This window comes from Staphylococcus lugdunensis (assembly GCF_002901705.1).
Lineage (GTDB): Bacteria > Bacillota > Bacilli > Staphylococcales > Staphylococcaceae > Staphylococcus > Staphylococcus lugdunensis.
Map to the genome: position 1 here is coordinate 159770 of NZ_PPPV01000012.1, position 20740 is coordinate 180509.

A 20740-nucleotide genomic window follows, 5' to 3' on the forward strand; every position below is an offset into this window, starting at 1 on the left:
AAATATGATGAAACTTTCATTTCACGGACAATCAACAGTTTATTTTGAGAGCAACGGTAAAAAAGTTATTATCGATCCTTTTATTTCAGGTAATGACAAGTGTGACTTAGATGAACAAACGTTAGAGGTTGATTATATTATATTAACTCATGCACACGAAGATCATTTTGGTGATACGGTTGAATTAGCAAATCGTAATCATGCTACGGTGATTGGTTCAGCAGAATTAGAGGGTTATTTAACTACAAACAAAGGTGTAGAAAATGTTCGCGGTATGAATATTGGAGGAAAGGCAGAATTCGAATTTGGAACTGTGAAATATGTCCAAGCCTTCCATAGTTCAAGCCTAACAAATGAGGACGGAATTCCAATCTACTTGGGTATGCCGATGGGTGTAATTATTGAAACAGAAGGTAAGACAATTTATCATACAGGAGATACAGGTCTATTCAGCGATATGAAGTTGATTGCACAACGTCATCCTGTAGATGTTTGCTTCATTCCAATAGGTGATAATTACACAATGGGGATTGATGATGCAAGCTATGCGATTAATGAATTTATTCAACCCAAAATTTCTGTACCAATACACTACAATACATTCCCATTAATTGAACAAAATCCACAAGAATTTAAAGAAGCTGTAACATATGGTGATGTACAAATACTTGAACCAGGTGAAGCGGTTAAGTTTTAAGATAGAATTAGTGTAAAAGTTTAAGGACTCAGAAACCTTAGTAATAACTGAGTCCTTTTTAATATTCATACAGAATTGAAACTATTTAACGATTAATACAGGGATGTGTGCGCGCTTAGCTACCTTATGACTGACACTACCGAGAACAAATTTCTTTTGTTCTTCAGCTTTGCGGTTACTTAAAACAACGATATCGTATTTGCCACTATTTGCGTGCTTAAGTAATTCTTCTTTTGCACTGCCACGCACAATAATTTGGTCATATTTAATACCGTAGTCATCGAGTATTTTTCTTGTTTTTGCAAGACCTTTGTCACGATCTTCGCATATCTTATCAAGATGAACACCAGCTCTTATAGATGCTTGAGCATCTTGTTCTCCAATAGCGTTTAAAATAGTAACCACAGTATCTTTACCAGCTAATTTGGACACTTCTTTTAATGCTTTTTCGTTTTTAAGTTGAATATCTACACCCAATAAAATATTTTTATACATAGATACATCCCTCCTCACCCTTATTGTAGTAGAATTATGCTTGTTTTCCAATAATAATTGTGTGAAAAATAAACTTTATTCAAAATAAAATAACTTTACAAGTAATGAATAATATGTAATTAAAGAATAAGGTGAGCATTTTAATTAAAAGGCTTTATTTTTTGTGATATTAAATCGATTTTTTAGCTTTAAAAAGTTATAATACATATAACAATGTCCAAAAATAGTAGAGGTATTAAAATGACTAAACATGAACAAATTTTAGCTTATATCGAAGCCTTATCAGTAGGTCAAAGAATTTCGGTCAGAAAAATTGCTAAAGTGTTAGAAGTATCAGAAGGCACGGCTTATCGAGCGATTAAGGATGCTGGACAACTTGGCTTAGTGACGACGATAGATCGTGTAGGCACAGTTCGAGTTGAAAAGAAGAAGCGTGATGAAATTGAAAACTTAACTTTCAGCGAAATCGTTAAGATGATTGACGGCGAAGTTATAGGTGGTAGACAAGGACTGCACAAAACAGTGTCAAAATTTGCGATTGGTGCAATGGAAATTAGAGATTTGATAAAATATATTAGTAAACAGACACTACTTATTGTTGGAAACAGAGAAGATGCACAATTTGAAGCGTTGAAAAGAGGATGTGCTGTTTTAATTACCGGTGGCTTTAAGACGTCAAAAAGAATAATAAATTACGCTAATGAGCATCAATTACCTATTTTATCGTCAAACTATGATACATTTTTAGTTGCAAATATTATTAACAGGGCCATGTTTAATCAAATTATTCGTAAAGAAATTTTGATTGTTGAAGATATTGTTAAACCAGTTAATGAAACGACCGTAATTTTTTCGCACATGGGTCTAAAAGAGTATAAAGAAAAAGCAAAGACTACTGGCCATAGTCGTTTTCCTGTTGTGGATCAAAATTGGAAACTAGTAGGCATTATTACGAGCAAAGAAACCATCGATATGGATCATGATGATGTCATACAAAGTGTGATGACAAAACCACCTATAAATGTTGAATTATCAACGACTGTGGCGAGCTGTGCACATATGATGATTTGGGAAGGAATTGAAATACTTCCAGTAACTACAACTAACAAGAAAATATTAGGTGTTATCACAAGAGAAGATGTTTTGAAATCTATGCAATTATTAGGACGGCAACCACAAATTGGTGAGACAATCAACGACCAAATTGCTAAACATATTGCAGTTACTCCAGAATCAATTGCTGTTGAAGTATCACCATTACTAACTAATCAATATGGTACATTGAGCAAAGCGGTCTTTGTAGCAATTATAGAAGAAACAGTGCAATATAAAATGAGAAAATATAAAAAAGTCGATGTGATGATTGAAAGTTTAAATATTATATATATTAAAACTGTTACAATCGAATCTTCAATTGAAGTTAAATACGATATATTAGATGTTGGACGGAATTTTGCAAAACTTGAAGTAGCGATGAATTGTAATAATCAAAAAGTTGCTAAAGGTATGATAATGTGTCAAATGTTTGAAGATATTATCTAATTAGGGGAGTTGGATTATGGAAAAAATATGGAATCAAATTATGGATGAAATAGAACGTGCGAAGACAATCATTATACACCGTCATGTAAGGCCAGATCCAGATGCTTATGGTTCACAACTAGGCTTAAAGTATTATTTGCAAGCTAAGTTTCCTGATAAGCGCATTTTTGCTACTGGAGAAGCTGAGCCATCATTGTCATTTATAGGGGATTTAGATTCAATCTCAGATAGAGATTATCAAGATGCACTTGTCATTATTTGCGATACAGCAAATGCACCAAGAATTGATGATTTACGATATAATTTAGGTAAGTCTTTGATTAAAATAGATCACCATCCACCAGTAGATCAATATGGGGACATCAACTATGTAAACGACAAAGCTTCGTCTACAAGTGAGATTATTTATGATATGATTGCACATTTTAATGACAATTATTTAATGTCTTCTAAAATAGCGCGGGTCTTGTATTTAGGTATTGTTGGTGATACGGGTCGTTTCTTATTTAATAATACAACGCCTCATACAATGAAAGTAGCTAGTTTTTTATTAACTTTCCCATTTAATCATAATGCAGAGTTGAATAAATTATCTGAGAAAGATCCGAAATTAATGCCGTTTCAAGGTTATGTTTTACAAAATTTCCAACTTAAAGATGATGATGCATTTTGTCAGATCAAGATTACAAATGATGTACTTGACCATTATCATATTAAACCGAATGAAGCATCACAGTTTGTAAATACAGTAGCTGATATTAAAGGATTGAAAATTTGGGTATTTGCAGTCGATGAGGGTGAACAGATTCGTTGTCGAATACGGTCAAAAGGTATCACAATTAATGATGTAGCCGCTCAATTTGATGGTGGTGGACATCCCAATGCATCAGGTGCCTCTGTATATTCTTGGGAAGAATTTGAACAACTTGCACGATTGTTACGTCAAAAGCTAACTGTTTAAAAAGAAAGGAGTGTTAATATTGGTTGTACATCTTAATATTCATACGTCATATGATTTGTTGAATTCAAGTTTAAAAATTGAAGATGTTGTGGCTAAAGCTTCAAAGCAAGGTTATACAGCATTAGCTATTACTGATACCAATGTGTTATATGGCTATCCAAAATTTTATGACGCGTGTGTGTCTGCCAATATTAAACCTATCTTTGGGATGACTGTCTATATTACTGATGGATTATCTTCTGTAGAAGCTGTACTTTATGCGTTAAATAATGAAGGATTAACAGCGATGTACCAGTTATCTTCAGCTATCAAAATGAAAGATAAATCATTGGTGCCATTTGAATGGATTACTAAATACCAAAGCAACATTGCTATTGTTTTTAAACAAGTAGAACAAAAGCACGGACATATATTAGAAAAATTTTTAAATGATGAGTTTATATATGTAAATAGTGATAGCAAAAATGATTTTGGATTGCCACGAGTCTGGTTACGAACTGCACGTTATTTAAATGATAATGATGCAGATACCATTGCCGCCCTTCAGGCTATTAAATTGAATGAAAAGTTAGATTTAGTTAATGAGATGGATAATTTAAATGAACATTTCCTTGAAGCTAGTGAGCTAGACGAATTGACAGTTTCACAAGAGGAGTGGGCACAAACGCAAGCATTAGCTGAAAAGTGTAATGCAGAAATACAATATCATCAATCATTGTTGCCACAATTTAAAACACCAGATAATAGTAGTTCTAAAGCATACCTATGGAAACAGCTTGTGCAGCGTTTAAAAACATTACAATTAAATCAAAAAAATTATATAGACAGACTAAATCATGAATTTAAAATCATTACAAATATGGGATTTGAAGACTATTTTCTGATTGTTAGTGACTTAATTCATTATGCCAAAACCCATGATGTAATGGTAGGACCGGGCCGTGGGTCTTCTGCAGGATCATTAGTTAGCTATTTATTGGGAATAACAACGATTGATCCTATAAAATATAATTTGCTGTTTGAGCGATTTTTAAATCCTGAACGTGTTACGATGCCAGATATTGATATTGATTTTGAAGACACGAGACGTGAGCGCGTCATTGAGTATGTGCAACAAAAATATGGCGAATATCATGTGTCAGGAATTGTTACCTTTGGACATCTATTGGCAAGGGCTGTTGCAAGAGATGTAGGTCGAATTATGGGATTTGATGAAATTACACTTGCTGAAATATCAAAAATTATTCCTCATCAATTAGGTATTACGTTAAACCAAGCCTATGACAATGATAAATTCAAAGACTTTGTTCATCGCAATTATCGACATGAAAAATGGTTTGAACTATGTAAGAAATTAGAAGGATTACCGCGTCATACATCTACACATGCTGCAGGAATTATTATTAACGACCAACCTTTATTTAATTTCGTTCCTTTAACAATAGGTGATACAGGATTATTGACTCAATGGACAATGACAGAAGCAGAACGTTTAGGATTATTAAAAATTGACTTTTTAGGATTGCGTAATCTATCTATTATCCATCAAATAGTGACACAAGTTAAATATGATTTAAATGTTGAGATCGATATTGAAGCAATACCTTTCGATGATCCTAAAGTATTTGCACTGTTATCACAAGGTGAAACAACAGGTATTTTCCAACTAGAATCAGAAGGCGTCCGTCACGTGTTACAGCGCTTGAAACCGCAACACTTTGAAGATATTGTTGCAGTAACTTCTTTATATCGTCCGGGTCCAATGGAAGAAATACCCACATATATTACACGACGTCACGAACCATCAAAGGTAGCATACTTACATCCAGATTTAGAGCCCATTTTAAAAAGTACATATGGTGTTATCATTTATCAAGAGCAGATTATGCAAATTGCTAGTCGATTTGCTGGCTTCAGTTATGGAGAAGCGGATATATTAAGACGTGCAATGAGCAAGAAAAATCGTGCTGTATTAGAAAATGAACGACAACATTTTGTTGAAGGCGCCCAAAGAAATGGCTATGAAGAACAAATAAGTAAACAAATCTTTGATTTAATTTTAAAATTTGCTGATTATGGTTTCCCTAGAGCGCATGCAGTTAGTTATTCTAAAATAGCTTATATCATGTCGTATTTAAAAGTACACTATCCACATTACTTTTACGCTAATATTTTAAGTAATGTTGTAGGAAATGAGCAAAAAACAGCGGCAATTATTGAAGAAGCAAAGATACAGGGAATTGCAATTTTACCACCACATATTAATCATAGTCATTGGTTTTATAAAGCAACACCACAAGGTATTTACCTATCTTTAGGTGCAATTAAAGGTGTAGGCTATCAAAGCGTGAAAACAATCGTAAATAATAGAAAAGAACAAGGAAATTTTAAAAGTTTTAAAGATTTTTCTAAACGCATACCCAAACGTATAAAAACACGTAAACTTTTAGAGTCTTTAATTTTAGTTGGGGCATTTGATTCGCTGGGGCACAATCGCGCAACATCACTTCAAATGATAGATGAAGCAGTCGATGATATTACACATGTTGGTTTAGATATTTTTGACATTGCGGGTATGACCCCTAAAGATGAGATTGAGGAACAAGAAGAATTGAATGATTTACAGTTAAGCACGTATGAAAAAGAATATCTTGGGTTTTATATTTCAAAACATCCAGTTGAAAAAATGTTTCATCGCAAACAGTTCTTAGGAATTTATACATTGGCTAATGCTGCTAATCATCAACCTATTCTTGTGCAGTTCGATCAAATCAAACAGATAAGGACGAAGAAAGGCCAACAAATGGCTTTTGTTGTTGTAAATGATGGTATTAAAGTTATTGATGGTGTGATTTTTCCAGAGCAATACCGTCAATATGGTAATCAGATACAAGAAAATGAAATGTATATTGTCAGTGGGAAGTTTGAACAACGTAATCAGAAGCAGCAATTAGTTATTCAGCAAATTACTTACTTAGAAGACTATCAGCAGCACAAGATTAGCCATGCGAAGCAAATTGTATTGCGCCATATCAATGATAAACAACGATTAAAACAACAGTTACAAACTGAGAAATCTTTTAAAAGTATTGATGTGAACTATTTTGATGAAACTACGAAACAAATGCAAAATGTTGGCTACATTGAGCGTGAACAAGGTAAAATCGAACAGCTTATAGATAACTATAAGCCAGAAGACATAAGAATTATATAACTTTTAACAAACATTAAATTATGATATAGTAAACTGATGATTAAATGTAAACAATCATGAGTTTACTATTTTTATATACATAAAATGATGGTTAGAATTATGATTTGTTTCTATACGTAAGAAGAGGTCGAGTGTTTGATTAATCGTGGTTTTGTCTCAACATCTTCATTATAAGTATCCAAAAAATGAATAGGGGTTGATGTAATGTCTTTAAGAGATGACGCTTTACAGATGCATAAAGAAAATCAAGGTAAATTGCAAGTTACACCCAACGTTAAAGTAACGAATAAAAAAGAATTAAGCTTAGCTTATTCTCCAGGTGTTGCTGAACCTTGTAAAGAAATACACGAAGATCCTAGAACGGTTTATGATTATACTATTAAGAGAAATACTGTAGCAGTGGTTACAGATGGTACAGCTGTATTAGGACTAGGTAATATAGGAGCAGCTGCGAGCATTCCTGTTATGGAAGGCAAAGCGGTACTATTTAAAAGTTTTGCAGGTATTAATGGTGTACCAATTGCTTTAGATACTACTGACACTGAAGAAATAATCCAAACAGTCAAATTAATCTCACCGAACTATGGAGGCATTAATTTAGAAGATATATCAGCTCCACGTTGTTTTGAAATTGAAGAGCGCTTAAAGAAAGAAACCAATATACCTGTATTCCATGATGATCAACACGGTACTGCTATCGTTACTCTGGCTGGACTTATAAATGCATTAAGAATTGTAGACAAGCCACTATCTGATATTAAAATAGTATTAAATGGTGCTGGCGCAGCTGGCATTGCTATTTGTAAATTATTGGATGCATATGGCGTACGTCATATGATTATGTGTGATTCTAAAGGTGCAATATATGAAGATCGACCATATGGAATGAATGAAACAAAATCATTTGTTGCTAAATTTACAAATAAAGATAAAATAGAAGGAAGCTTACAAGATGTTATTAAAGAGGCAGATGTTTTTATAGGTGTATCAATTGCCGATTTATTAACTAAGGAAATGGTACAATCAATGTCTAAAGATGCCATAATTTTTGCTATGGCTAATCCCAATCCTGAGATTAAACCGGAAGATGCCAAAGAAGCAGGAGCAAAGGTTATTGGTACAGGTCGGTCGGATTTTCCAAATCAAATCAATAATGTACTTGCTTTTCCTGGAATATTCCGTGGCGCATTAGAAGTTGAAGCAACGCATATAAATGAAGAAATGAAAAAAGCTGCAGTAGAAGCAATTGCGAATCTTATTCAACCGGATGAATTAAGACCTGATTATTGTATTCCTGATCCATTTGATAAGCGTGTAGCACCATCTGTTGCTAGAGAAGTTGCAAGAGCTGCAATGGAAACTGGTGTAGCTCGAATTGAAGTTGAACCACAAGCAATTTATGATAAAACGATGAAACTAACAGATATACAATAAGCAAGTAAACATAAGATATTAAAGATATATCAGATAACTTTAAATATAATATAGTGCTTTAGATGTTTAGTGACGTGGAGGTTTATGCATGTTTAAAGATTTTTTTAACAGAAGTAGTAAGAAAAAGAAATATTTAACAGTACAGGATTCCAAGCAAAATGATGTGCCAGCGGGTATTATGACCAAGTGTCCTAAATGTAAAAAGATTATGTATACAAAAGAACTAGCGGAAAATTTAAATGTCTGTTTCAATTGTGACCATCACATTGCTTTGACAGCTTATAAACGTATTGAAGCTGTCTCTGATGAAGGTAGTTTTCAAGAATTTGATAAAGGCATGACATCAGCAAATCCTTTAGATTTTCCAGGTTACGAAGAAAAAATTGAAAAAGATCAACAAAAGACAGATTTACAGGAAGCAGTTGTCACTGGCATTGCAACATTAGAAAATCTACCATTTGGTATTGCTGTAATGGATTCAAGGTTTCGTATGGGGAGTATGGGATCGGTAGTAGGTGAAAAAATATGTCGCATTATTGATTATTGTACTGAACATCGATTACCTTTTATCTTATTCTCTGCAAGTGGTGGAGCAAGGATGCAAGAGGGTATTATTTCTTTAATGCAAATGGGTAAAACAAGCGTATCATTAAAACGTCATTCTGACGCAGGTTTACTCTATATTTCATATTTAACTCATCCCACAACAGGTGGGGTTTCCGCAAGTTTTGCTTCGGTTGGTGATATCAACTTGAGTGAGCCAAAAGCATTAATCGGATTTGCAGGGCGACGTGTTATCGAACAAACAATTAATGAAAAATTACCTGAAGATTTTCAAACGGCTGAGTTTTTATTAGAACATGGACAACTTGATAAAGTCGTTCATCGTAAAGACATGAAAGAAACATTAGCCCAAATCTTAAAAATGCATCAAGAGGTGAATTAGGATGCTTGACTTTGAAAAACCGCTATATGATATAAAGAACAAAATTGAATCATTAAAAGAATCTCAACAAAAAAATGATGTGGATTTACAAGATGAAATTGATTTATTAGAGGCTTCATTAAAAAGAGAAACTAAAAAGATTTATACAAATTTGAAACCTTGGGATCGAGTTCAAATTGCTCGTTTACAAGAGAGACCTACTTTATTGGATTATATTCCACATATCTTTGATGCATTTATAGAATTTCACGGTGATCGAAACTTTCGTGATGATCCTGCTATGGTAGGAGGCATTGCGTACTTAAATGAAATGCCAGTAACTGTGATTGGTCAACAACGCGGTAAAGATACGAAAGATAATATTTATCGTAATTTTGGAATGGCTCACCCAGAAGGTTATCGCAAAGCGTTACGATTAATGAAACAGGCTGAGAAATTTAATCGTCCTATCTTTACATTTATTGATACGAAAGGTGCTTATCCAGGAAAGGCAGCAGAAGAACGTGGGCAAAGTGAATCTATAGCGAAAAATTTAATCGAAATGGCATCATTAACAGTCCCTGTCATTGCTATTGTTATAGGTGAAGGTGGTAGCGGTGGTGCATTAGGAATTGGTGTTGCCAATCGCATTTTAATGCTGGAAAATAGTACATATTCTGTAATATCACCAGAAGGCGCTGCAGCATTACTTTGGAAAGATAGTAGTTTAGCTAAGATGGCAGCTGAAACGATGAAAATTACCGCTAATGATTTATTACAATTAAAGATTATTGATAATGTTATTGAAGAACCTTTAGGTGGTGCACATAGAGATATTGAGATTCAAGCACAACATATTAAAGCGGCATTTGAAAACGAACTTGCTGAATTGTCAAAATTAAATAAAAAACAATTAGCAGAAGACCGATATAATAAATTCAGACATATTGGTTCATTTGTTGATTAATTAAGTGTAAAAGAGTGAAATGGTTACCATTTCACTCTTTTAATATAAACTTAACAATTAAAACGTTTACATCAATAAACCTTAATAATATTGATGGAATGACCCCAAAAAGTGTGGTAATTTAGAGTTAAAGAGAAATCTAGTTAAGAAAGGTATGTCGTCATGAAAAAAATTGCAGTATTAACTAGCGGTGGTGACTCACCAGGTATGAACGCTGCAGTAAGAGCAGTTGTTCGTACAGCGATTTACAACAACATCGAGGTTTATGGCATTTATCAAGGTTACCAAGGTTTACTAGATGATAATATCCATAAATTAGAACTTGGCTCTGTAGGGGATACCATACAACGTGGAGGTACATTTTTATACTCAGCGAGATGTCCTCAATTTAAAGAAGCAGAGCATCGTAAAGTTGGGATAGATAATCTTCGAAAGAGAGGGATTGAAGGTCTGGTTGTCGTTGGTGGCGATGGTAGTTATCGAGGCGCACAACGTATTAGCGAAGAATGTCCTGAAATTCAAACTATAGGTGTTCCAGGTACGATTGATAACGATATTAATGGTACTGATTTTACAATCGGTTTTGACACAGCATTAAATACAATCATTGAATGTGTCGATAAAATAAGGGATACAGCTTCTAGCCATGCTCGAACATTTATTGTAGAAGTAATGGGACGTGATTGTGGAGATCTAGCTTTGTGGGCTGGTCTATCAGTAGGTGCCGAAACGATTATGGTGCCAGAAGTTAAAACAGAAATTAAAGACGTTGCCGAAAAAATAGAGAGTGGTATTAAACGTGGTAAGAAACATTCAATTGTAATGGTTGCTGAAGGTTGTATGAGTGGCCAAGAATGTGCGGATGAATTAATGAAATATATAAACGTTGACACACGTGTTTCAGTATTAGGTCACATTCAACGTGGTGGAAGCCCTTCAGGCACTGACCGTGTACTCGCATCAAGGTTAGGCGGTCATGCAGTTGATTTGTTAATTCAAGGTAAATCTGGTCTTGGCGTAGGTATTACGCATAACCAACTTACAGCTACGCCATTCGATGAGATTTTCAAAATTTCAGATCATAAATTTAACAATGATATTTATGAACTAGCTAAAAAGCTATCTATTTAATTTAGGAGGCAATTAGAATGAGAAAGACTAAAATAGTATGTACAATAGGACCTGCATCTGAATCAGAAGAAATGTTAGAAAAATTAATGAAAGCTGGCATGAATGTTGCCCGTTTGAATTTTTCTCATGGCAGTCATGAAGAACATAAAGCACGAATTGATACGATTCGAAAAGTAGCGAAAAAACTTGGGAAAACAATTGGAATCTTACTTGATACTAAGGGTCCTGAAATTCGTACTCATGACATGAAAGATGGCCTAATTATGTTAGAAAAAGGCAAAGAAGTTATTGTGAGTATGACTCAAGTAGAAGGAACACCAGAAAAATTTTCAGTAACTTATGAAAATTTAATTAATGATGTTCAAGTAGGTTCATACATTTTATTAGACGATGGCTTAGTTGAACTTGAAGTTAAGGAAATAGATAAAGCTAACGGCGAAGTTAGATGTGAAATTTTAAATACAGGTGAATTAAAAAATAAAAAAGGTGTCAATCTCCCTGGTGTCGGAGTAAACTTACCTGGTATTACAGATAAAGATGCAGATGATATTTTATTTGGAATTAAAGAAGATGTCGATTATATCGCTGCAAGTTTTGTTCGACGTCCAAGCGATGTTTTAGATATTCGTGAAATTTTAGAAAGAGAAAACAATCATAATATTACCATCTTCCCTAAAATTGAAAACCAAGAAGGTATTGACAATATTGAAGAAATATTAGAAGTATCTGACGGATTAATGGTAGCACGTGGAGACATGGGTGTTGAAATTCCACCAGAATCTGTACCAATTGTTCAAAAAGATTTAATTAGAAAATGTAATAAATTAGGAAAACCTGTTATTACTGCTACGCAAATGTTAGACTCTATGCAACGTAATCCACGTGCAACTCGTGCTGAAGCAAGTGACGTAGCTAATGCCATTTATGATGGAACGGATGCCGTAATGTTATCAGGTGAAACAGCTGCTGGTTTATACCCAGAAGAAGCAGTGAAAACAATGAGAAATATTGCTGTATCTGCTGAAGCTGCGCAAGACTACAAAAAATTATTATCAGATCGTACAAAACTAGTTGAAACATCATTTGTTAACGCGATTGGGGTTTCTGTAGCACATACAGCTCTTAATTTAAACGTTAAAGCTATCGTTGCAGCTACTGAAAGTGGTTCGACTGCAGTAACAATTTCTAAATATCGACCACATTCAGATATCATTGCTGTTACACCAAGTGCACATACAGCTCGCCAATTAGCACTTGTTTGGGGTGCATATCCAGTTATTAAAAAAGGTCGTAAAACCACTGATGATTTATTAAATAACTCTGTCGCAACTGCTGTTGAAACAGGACGCGTAACAAATGGGGATTTAATCATTATTACTGCTGGTGTTCCAACTGGTGAAAAAGGTACAACTAATATGATGAAGTTACATCTTGTTGGTGATGAAATTGCAAAAGGTCAAGGTGTTGGCCGTGAATCAGTTGTAGGTCAATCTGTTGTTGCAGATGATGCCAGCGATTTAGAAGGAAAAGACTTAAGCAATTCAATTATTATTACTACTTCAGTTGACGAAACTTTAGTACCATACATTGAAAAAGCAGCCGGCTTAATCACTGAAGAAAACGGTATTACTTCTCCAAGTGCTATTGTTGGTTTAGAAAAAGGCATTCCAACGATTGTTGGCGTAGAACATGCTACTAAAGAAATTAAAGATGGTATATTAATTACAGTTGATGCTGCACAAGGAAAAATCTTTGAAGGCTATGCAAACGTACTTTAATAACTTAAACATTAAATAGTAATAGAGTCTGGGATATAATTATATTTTAGACTATGGACTATATATTGGCAGTAATTGACTGGGTTGAAAATACGCTTATACCAAGCTTTTTTCAATCCTAGTCAACCTTGCCGGGGCGGGACGATGAATTCAGTCCCGCTCCTTTTTTACAATAAATAGAGCATGATAGAGATAAATAGTATAAGAAATAACGGGCTGAGATATAAATGTCTTTAACAAGCTGAAGACGGGGTGCCAATAAAGAGAAATGCAAAAAACATTTTATCAAGCAAAGCAAGGTGGGGTGGTCCCCAACAAAGAAAATACGAAAAAAATTTCACCAAGCAAAATAATAATATGAAATATTGAATATTAAAAAAGCATAAAGATGATTTTTAATTTCCAATCATCTTTATGCTTTTATTTTGGGATTTACATCCCAATCTGTCCATAATTGAGATTTAAATAACCGAATCCTAGCTGCAAATTAACATTTAAGTTGTTTTTAAATGTTAAATAACTTATTTACAAATCTTTATATTTGGTTATTATTTAGTTTTCTTCGCCATTTGTTTATATCTATAATACATAAGTCCTAAAATAATAAACCAAACGGGCGTAAAGTAAATCGCTCTTCTTGTTTCAACATTTACAAATAGCAATGCAAAAACAAAAACAAAGAACAATAGAATGATATATCCCATGTATTTGCCGCCTGGTAATTTATATGTCGACTGTTTATGTAGCTCTGGATTTCTTCTACTATAATTAATATATGCCCAGAGAATAAGTCCCCAAACTACAAGAAATAATACAGTTGAAATAGTCGTAACATACGTGAATACTAAAGTTGCATCTGGGAAAATATAGTTCAATAGTGCTGCAACTAATAAAAATACAGATGAACCAATAATAGCAATATGTGGCACACCTTGTTTATTAGTACTTCTAAAAATAGGTGGTGCTTGTTGTTGATCGGCAAGTCCAAATAACATACGACTATTTGAGAAAATACCACTATTACAAGATGACGCAGCAGCTGTTAGAACAACAAAATTAATGAGTCCTGCAGCGAATGGTATACCGATTAACGCGAATAGTCTAACAAATGGACTATCGTCAGGACTAACTTTATCCCAAGGTATAATTGACATAATAACTGCTAATGCACCGACGTAAAAGACTAAAATACGTAATGGTACAGAGTTGATTGCTTTAGGTATAGTTTTTTGTGGATCTTTTGTTTCACCGGCTGTAACACCAATCATTTCGATACCTACGAAAGAGAACAATGCCATTTGGAATGACATAAAGAATCCAGATGCACCTTTCGGAAAAATACCGTTTTGATATAAGTTAGCAAAACTAGCAGATCCAAATTGCGTTTTGTAAGCCATAAGTATCATCACTAGACCAACGACAATTAACCCGACAATTGTTGCAATTTTAATAATGGCAAACCAAAATTCTAATTCACCAAATAATCTTGCACTCAAAAGATTGAACGTCATTAATATGAGTACACAGAAAAGTGCACTGACCCAGTTTGGAATTTGCGGAAACCAAAAACTTACGTATTTTGCTACCGCAGTTACTTCAGCCATCCCCGTAATAATCCAACAGAACCAATAAGTCCAACCAGTCACGAAACCAGCGAAAGGTCCAATATATTTATTAGTTACATCAGCAAAAGACTTAAATTCAGTATTTTGAATAATAATTTCCCCTAAGCCTCTCATAAACATGAATAACATAAATCCAATGAGGATGTACGTTAATAAGATGGATGGACCTGTCATTGCAATCGTTTGTCCGGCACCTAAGAATAATCCAGTACCAATTGCACCACCAATGGCGATTAATTGCACGTGACGGTTACTCAATTCTCTTTGTAATTTATCCTCCATAAGACAACTCCCTTACATTTAGATATTATTATTATGCACTTATAAACTTCATTCGACAATTATTTTTCATAAATTTTATAAAATTTTCCTTAAAATCGTGTTAACAAATTGTTATCAAATATAATAAAAAATTGAAATATTCAATAAAATCAGACTAATGAACAACATAAATTTGTATAGAATTGTTATAACAGCGCTGATTTTGGGGTATAAGAGTATTAATAGTTTGTTAACTATTATCTTTACACGTTTACATGTATAAAGAATAAGCGTTCACAAATGAAAATTGATTAGCTATAATATTAGTTGAAAGCCATTATAAAAGAAAAGAAAAGGGGAATTTCATATGGCAGAATTAAAAAAGGGTTTAGAAGGGGTTATTGCAGCTGAAACAAAAATCAGCTCAATTATTGGAAGTCAATTAACTTATGCAGGATACGATATTGATGATTTAGCAGAAAATGCTGAATTTGAAGAAATCGTCTTTTTATTAAAAAATTATCGTTTACCAACTGAAGAGGAATTGGCAGATTTAAAGAAGAAATTAAACTATTATATGACATTAAATCCTCGAGTTTATAAACATTTTGAGGAATATGTAACTGATAATGTTCATCCTATGACAGCTTTACGTACATCAGTTTCATACATTGCACATTTTGATCCGAATGCTGAAGGAGAAAGTGAAGAAAAAATTCTTGAAAGATCTATACGTATTCAAGCAAAAGTAGCATCATTAGTGACAGCATTCGCTCGAGTAAGAGACGGTAAAGAACCGCTTAAACCGAAAGCAGAATTAAATTATGCGGGGAATTTTTTATATATGCTACGAGGAGAGTTACCTACAGATATTGAAGTTGAGGCGTTTAATAAAGCGTTAGTTTTACATGCGGATCACGAATTAAATGCATCTGCATTTACAGCTCGCTGTGCAGTTTCTTCTTTATCAGATATGTACTCTGGTATTGTAGCAGCCGTTGGTTCTTTAAAAGGGCCTTTGCATGGTGGAGCGAACGAACGAGTAATGAACATGTTATCTGAAGTAAAGTCTGTAGACCAGGTTGACGATTATTTAGATGAAAAATTTGCAAATAAGGAAAAAATAATGGGATTTGGCCATCGTGTATATAAAGAAGGCGACCCACGTGCGAAATATCTCAGAGAAATGAGCCGAAAAATCACTTCAGAAACTGGAAGAAGTGAATTATATGATATTTCAATTGCTATTGAAAAACGAATGAAGGAAGAAAAAGGGCTTATTCCTAATGTCGATTTCTTTAGTGCTACTGTTTATCATAGTATGGATATCCCACATGATTTATTTACGCCAATATTTGCTGTCAGCCGTACAGCTGGATGGACAGCCCATATTTTAGAACAATATAGAGATAATCGTATTATGAGACCGCGAGCTAAATATATTGGTGAGAAAGATCGAAAATATATCCCTATTGAAGAAAGATAGCAGTTAATTAATTACTAATGTGAATTTTTATAATGGAGGTTCAAATTATGTCAGCAGAAAAAATTGTTAAAACACAAGATGGGTTACAAGTTCCAAATGAACCTATTATTCCATTTATTATTGGGGATGGTATTGGACCAGATATATGGAAAGCAGCTAGCCGCGTGATTGATGCCGCAGTTGAGAAAGCTTATAACGGTGAAAAACAAATTGTGTGGAAAGAAGTATTAGCTGGGCAAAAGGCTTATGACGAAACAGGAGAATGGCTACCTAGCGAAACTTTAAAAACGATAGAAGAATATTTAATAGCTGTTAAAGGACCATTAACAACACCAATTGGTGGAGGTATTCGTTCACTTAATGTAGCTTTACGTCAACAACTTGATTTATTTACATGTCTCCGCCCAGTTCGTTGGTTTAAAGGTGTACCATCTCCAGTAAAACGACCACAAGATGTAGATATGGTGATTTTTAGAGAAAACACAGAAGATATATACGCTGGAATCGAATTTAAAGAAGGTACTGAAGAAGTTAAGAAAGTGATTGATTTCTTACAAAATGAAATGGGTGCATCGAACATTAGATTTCCTGAAACATCTGGAATTGGTATTAAACCTGTATCAAAAGAAGGTACTGAGCGTTTGGTCAGAGCCGCTATACAATATGCCATTGATAATGGTCGTAAATCTGTCACATTAGTTCATAAAGGTAATATTATGAAATTTACTGAAGGTTCATTTAAACAATGGGGTTATGATTTAGCGCATAATGAATTTGCTGATAAAGTATTTACTTGGCAGCAATATGATGAGATTGTAGAAAATGATGGTAAAGAGGCTGCCAATAAAGCTCAAGAAAGAGCTGAACAACAAGGTAAGATTATCATTAAAGATTCTATTGCGGATATTTTCTTACAACAAATATTAACGCGTCCTGCAGAGCATGATGTTGTTGCTACTATGAATTTAAATGGAGATTATATTTCAGACGCCTTAGCAGCACAAGTTGGTGGTATTGGTATTGCACCAGGTGCTAATATCAACTATGAAACTGGACATGCTATATTTGAGGCTACACATGGTACTGCCCCTAAATATGCAGGATTAAATAAAGTTAATCCATCATCTGAATTATTAAGTTCTGTCTTAATGTTAGAACATCTTGGCTGGCAAGAAGCAGCTGATAAAATTACAGATGCCATTGAGTCAACTATCGCTTCAAAAATAGTAACATATGATTTTGCTCGCTTAATGGATGGTGCAACAGAAGTTTCAACTTCTGAATTTGCTGATGAATTAATTAAAAATTTAAAATAAGACTTGGTTTGTAGATATGAATCGAAATTCATTTATAAAATGGATTTCGATTTTATCTTTTAAATGGGTACATAATCTCTTAATATTAGGTTATATTTAAATTAATGTAAAAATTATGTAAAGTTAATGTTTGATATGTTATTTTTTTTTAAACTTCAGTTATAATGAATGTGAAAATGCAATTACAATATAGGAGGCACATCATGTCACAAAAAATTTTAGTGGTAGATGACGAGCAATCAATCGTAACATTACTAAAATACAACTTAGAAACGGCAGGATATATCGTCGAAGTCGCATATGACGGTGAAGAAGCACTAGAAAAGGTAGAAAAAGTACAACCAGATTTAATTGTACTGGATGTTATGTTACCTAAAAAAGATGGAATTGAAGTATGTAAGACGATTCGTTCAGACAAAAACTTAGTTCCTATTTTAATGTTAACAGCTAAAGATGATGAATTCGATCGTGTTTTAGGCTTGGAATTAGGCGCTGATGATTATATGACAAAACCGTTTTCACCTAGAGAAGTAGTTGCAAGGGTTAAAGCAATTTTAAGACGTTCTCAGTTTGTTAATGAAGCTGCAAATGATGCAGCAAACGAAGAAGATATTTTAATTGAAAATATACGCATTCGTCCAGAATTTTTTGAAGTTTATAAAGATGATGAATTATTAGAACTGACACCTAAAGAATTTGAACTTTTACTCTACCTTATTGAACGACAAGGAAGAGTTATTACTAGAGAACACATGCTTAATTCAGTTTGGAATTATGAATTTGCTGGTGATTCTAGAATTGTGGATGTACATATTAGTCATTTAAGAGATAAATTAGAAGAAAATCCTAAACAACCAAAATTGATTAAGACGGTTAGAGGTTTAGGTTATAAATTGGAGCGTCCTAAAGCTTAATGCTTAAATTTCATCAACGGTTACTCTTACTATTATGTACAATAACAATAATAAGTTTTATCGGATTAGGCGCTATTATGCATCATTCAATATATCAGACGCTCACGGACAAAAAAGTTGCTGATTTAACTAAGAAAACTGAAAACTATTCAAAATTAGAAGAACAAGGTAAAACTGAAGAAATTAAAAATATCGCAAAAAATGAAAACATTTCTGTCAAAATAACAGAGGGAAATAAAATTATATTTGAAACAAAAAGCCATTATGATATTAACCCTGCAATTGATAATGCAGCTAATCCATCTAATATTATTTATGACCGCGCTGATGACGGATACCACTATACTTTTAAAAATAAATTTAGCAATGAGGCTATATACATTAGTGGAATAGACGATGAGATGGTTAATTTACAGAAAGAGCTTTGGAAATATATAGCGTTAATTGGTGTTGTTGTACTTATCGCAATTTATTTAGCAGTTAGAAGTATTAAACGTACATATATTAGACCGATTAACGAAGTTACATATGCGACCTCGTTACTCGCTGATGGATATTATCATGTTCGAGTACCTGAAAGTAACGTCAAAGAAACAAAGGCGTTGTTTGTTACAACAAATGAACTTGCACGCCGTTTACAAAAATTAAATAATAAACAAAAAATTCAATCAAACCGTTTAAAAACTACATTAGAAAATATACCAAGTTCTGTATTAATGATTGATAAGTATGGTGAAATTGTTGTAGCCAATCATTCATATTATGAAGTTTTTGGTTTAGAAGAAAAGGTTGAAAACAAGGATTATAATGATTTTATTGATGATAAGATAAAACAACTGATTCTAGAAGCATTTAAAACCGAAAAAAGCATGTATAATCAAGTTGAAGTTAATATCAATAATGTACATCATAAATATTTTGATGTTTCTTGCGTGCCAATTCTGTCAAAATCTAAAAAACATTTGCAAGGTATGGTAGTTGTTTTACATGATATAACTAACTTAAAGAAATTGGAAAATTTAAGACGAGAATTTGTTGCTAATGTATCACATGAGCTTAAGACTCCAATCACTTCTATTAAAGGTTTTGCTGAAACATTGATAGAAGGTGCAAAAGATGACGTGGCATCTTTAGATATGTTTTTAAATATTATTTTAAAAGAATCTAATCGAATCGAGTCTTTAGTTATGGATTTATTAGATTTGTCACATATAGAACAGCAACGTGAATTACAGACAGCGTATGTCAATTTATCGGAACTTGCACACAATACTGTAGATAACTTACAAAATCAGGCGAAAGACAAAAATATCGAAATTATAGATGAAATTAGCCCAGATATTATTTTCAAAGCGAATAAAAATAAAATTGCACAAGTCATTACGAACTTGCTATCAAATGCTATTAACTATTCTTTGGAGAATAATCGAGTTATTGTGCGAGTTTATCGTCAACAATCAAAAGTATATTTAGAAATACAAGATTTTGGTATTGGTATTAGTAAAGAAGAACAAAAGCATATTTTCGAACGCTTTTACCGTGTTGATAAAGCAAGAAGTCGAGATTCAGGTGGTACAGGCTTAGGTTTATCAATTACGAAGCATATTGTTGAAGCACACCATGGTGTTATTAGTGTCAAGAGTGAACCGAATAAAGGATCAACATTCAAAGTAACTTTTACAGATAATTATAGTAATAACGAAGTATAAAATTATTCATACATTCAATAGATATTATTTTAAACTGACGACAAAACTTAGAACTTGTCGTCAGTTTTTTGCGTATTTCAATTTTCAAATGAAGGGAGAACTAAAGGTAGTTAAAAGAAAATGGAACGCCTTTGCAGAGCAAATGCATAAGAATCTGGGACATCATTATGTTCTAGGATATGAACTAAATATTGGCAGTAGGTGACTGGATTGAAAATACCCTGATACCAAGCTTTATTTCAATCCTAGTCAACCTTGCCGGGGCGTGACTACGAATTCATTATG

At 33.4% G+C, this 20740-nt stretch carries 15 protein-coding genes; 13 read left to right on the forward strand and 2 right to left on the reverse strand.

Annotated features, from left to right (window positions below; genetic code table 11):
* Positions 1-7 precede the first annotated feature (7 nt).
* A complete protein-coding gene (locus CD041_RS01525) occupies positions 8-697 on the forward strand; it encodes a metal-dependent hydrolase (protein ID WP_002478042.1) in 690 nt (229 codons plus the stop codon).
* Between the two features lie 81 nt (positions 698-778).
* On the opposite strand, the gene CD041_RS01530 is transcribed toward CD041_RS01525, so the two are convergent.
* Positions 779-1192 (reverse strand): universal stress protein, encoded by a 414-nt coding sequence (locus tag CD041_RS01530; RefSeq protein ID WP_037545469.1) that lies wholly within the window; start codon positions 1190-1192, stop codon positions 779-781.
* A 240-nt stretch (positions 1193-1432) separates the two neighbouring features.
* Here CD041_RS01530 and CD041_RS01535 point away from each other — a divergent pair, with 240 nt between their 5' ends.
* From CD041_RS01535 to pyk, 8 genes are all read left to right on the forward strand, one after another.
* Complete coding sequence (locus CD041_RS01535; RefSeq protein WP_002478044.1) at positions 1433-2734, forward strand: DRTGG domain-containing protein; 1302 nt, start codon at positions 1433-1435, stop codon at positions 2732-2734.
* Positions 2735-2750: 16 nt separating this feature from the next.
* A complete protein-coding gene (locus tag CD041_RS01540) occupies positions 2751-3695 on the forward strand; it encodes a DHH family phosphoesterase (protein ID WP_002478045.1) in 945 nt (314 codons plus the stop codon).
* Between the two features lie 19 nt (positions 3696-3714).
* Positions 3715-6909 carry a DNA polymerase III subunit alpha gene (locus CD041_RS01545; RefSeq protein ID WP_070648406.1) on the forward strand — a complete coding sequence of 1065 codons (3195 nt, stop codon included), beginning with the start codon at positions 3715-3717 and terminating at the stop codon, positions 6907-6909.
* 204 nt (positions 6910-7113) lie between these two features.
* Positions 7114-8343, forward strand: coding sequence for an NADP-dependent malic enzyme (gene ystJ / locus CD041_RS01550; RefSeq protein WP_002458872.1), 1230 nt, complete (start codon positions 7114-7116; stop codon positions 8341-8343).
* Between the two features lie 88 nt (positions 8344-8431).
* Positions 8432-9289, forward strand: coding sequence for an acetyl-CoA carboxylase, carboxyltransferase subunit beta (gene accD / locus CD041_RS01555; protein WP_002458873.1), 858 nt, complete (start codon positions 8432-8434; stop codon positions 9287-9289).
* A 1-nt stretch (position 9290) separates the two neighbouring features.
* Complete coding sequence (locus CD041_RS01560) at positions 9291-10235, forward strand: acetyl-CoA carboxylase carboxyltransferase subunit alpha (protein ID WP_002478048.1); 945 nt, start codon at positions 9291-9293, stop codon at positions 10233-10235.
* A 162-nt stretch (positions 10236-10397) separates the two neighbouring features.
* The gene (gene pfkA, locus CD041_RS01565) at positions 10398-11366 is read left to right on the forward strand and encodes a 6-phosphofructokinase (RefSeq protein WP_002458875.1); all 969 of its coding nucleotides are present in this window, start codon (positions 10398-10400) and stop codon (positions 11364-11366) included.
* A gap of 17 nt (positions 11367-11383) precedes the next feature.
* Positions 11384-13144, forward strand: a complete 1761-nt coding sequence (gene pyk / locus CD041_RS01570; RefSeq protein ID WP_080606558.1) for a pyruvate kinase — start codon at positions 11384-11386, stop codon at positions 13142-13144.
* Between the two features lie 548 nt (positions 13145-13692).
* Here pyk and CD041_RS01575 read toward each other — a convergent pair.
* Positions 13693-15051 (reverse strand): amino acid permease, encoded by a 1359-nt coding sequence (locus tag CD041_RS01575; RefSeq protein ID WP_002458877.1) that lies wholly within the window; start codon positions 15049-15051, stop codon positions 13693-13695.
* A gap of 346 nt (positions 15052-15397) precedes the next feature.
* Between CD041_RS01575 and CD041_RS01580 the strand changes: the two genes are divergently transcribed.
* The 4 genes from CD041_RS01580 to pnpS all read left to right on the forward strand — a co-directional run bounded on the left by CD041_RS01580 (position 15398) and on the right by pnpS (position 20455).
* Positions 15398-16516, forward strand: a complete 1119-nt coding sequence (locus tag CD041_RS01580) for a citrate synthase (protein ID WP_002458878.1) — start codon at positions 15398-15400, stop codon at positions 16514-16516.
* Positions 16517-16563: 47 nt separating this feature from the next.
* Positions 16564-17832 (forward strand): NADP-dependent isocitrate dehydrogenase, encoded by a 1269-nt coding sequence (gene icd, locus CD041_RS01585; protein ID WP_002478051.1) that lies wholly within the window; start codon positions 16564-16566, stop codon positions 17830-17832.
* A 203-nt stretch (positions 17833-18035) separates the two neighbouring features.
* Positions 18036-18746, forward strand: coding sequence for a response regulator transcription factor (locus tag CD041_RS01590; protein ID WP_002478052.1), 711 nt, complete (start codon positions 18036-18038; stop codon positions 18744-18746).
* Positions 18746-20455, forward strand: a complete 1710-nt coding sequence (gene pnpS, locus CD041_RS01595; RefSeq protein ID WP_070648411.1) for a two-component system histidine kinase PnpS — start codon at positions 18746-18748, stop codon at positions 20453-20455. Before CD041_RS01590 ends, pnpS begins: the two co-directional genes overlap by 1 nt.
* The last annotated feature ends 285 nt before the right edge of the window (positions 20456-20740 follow it).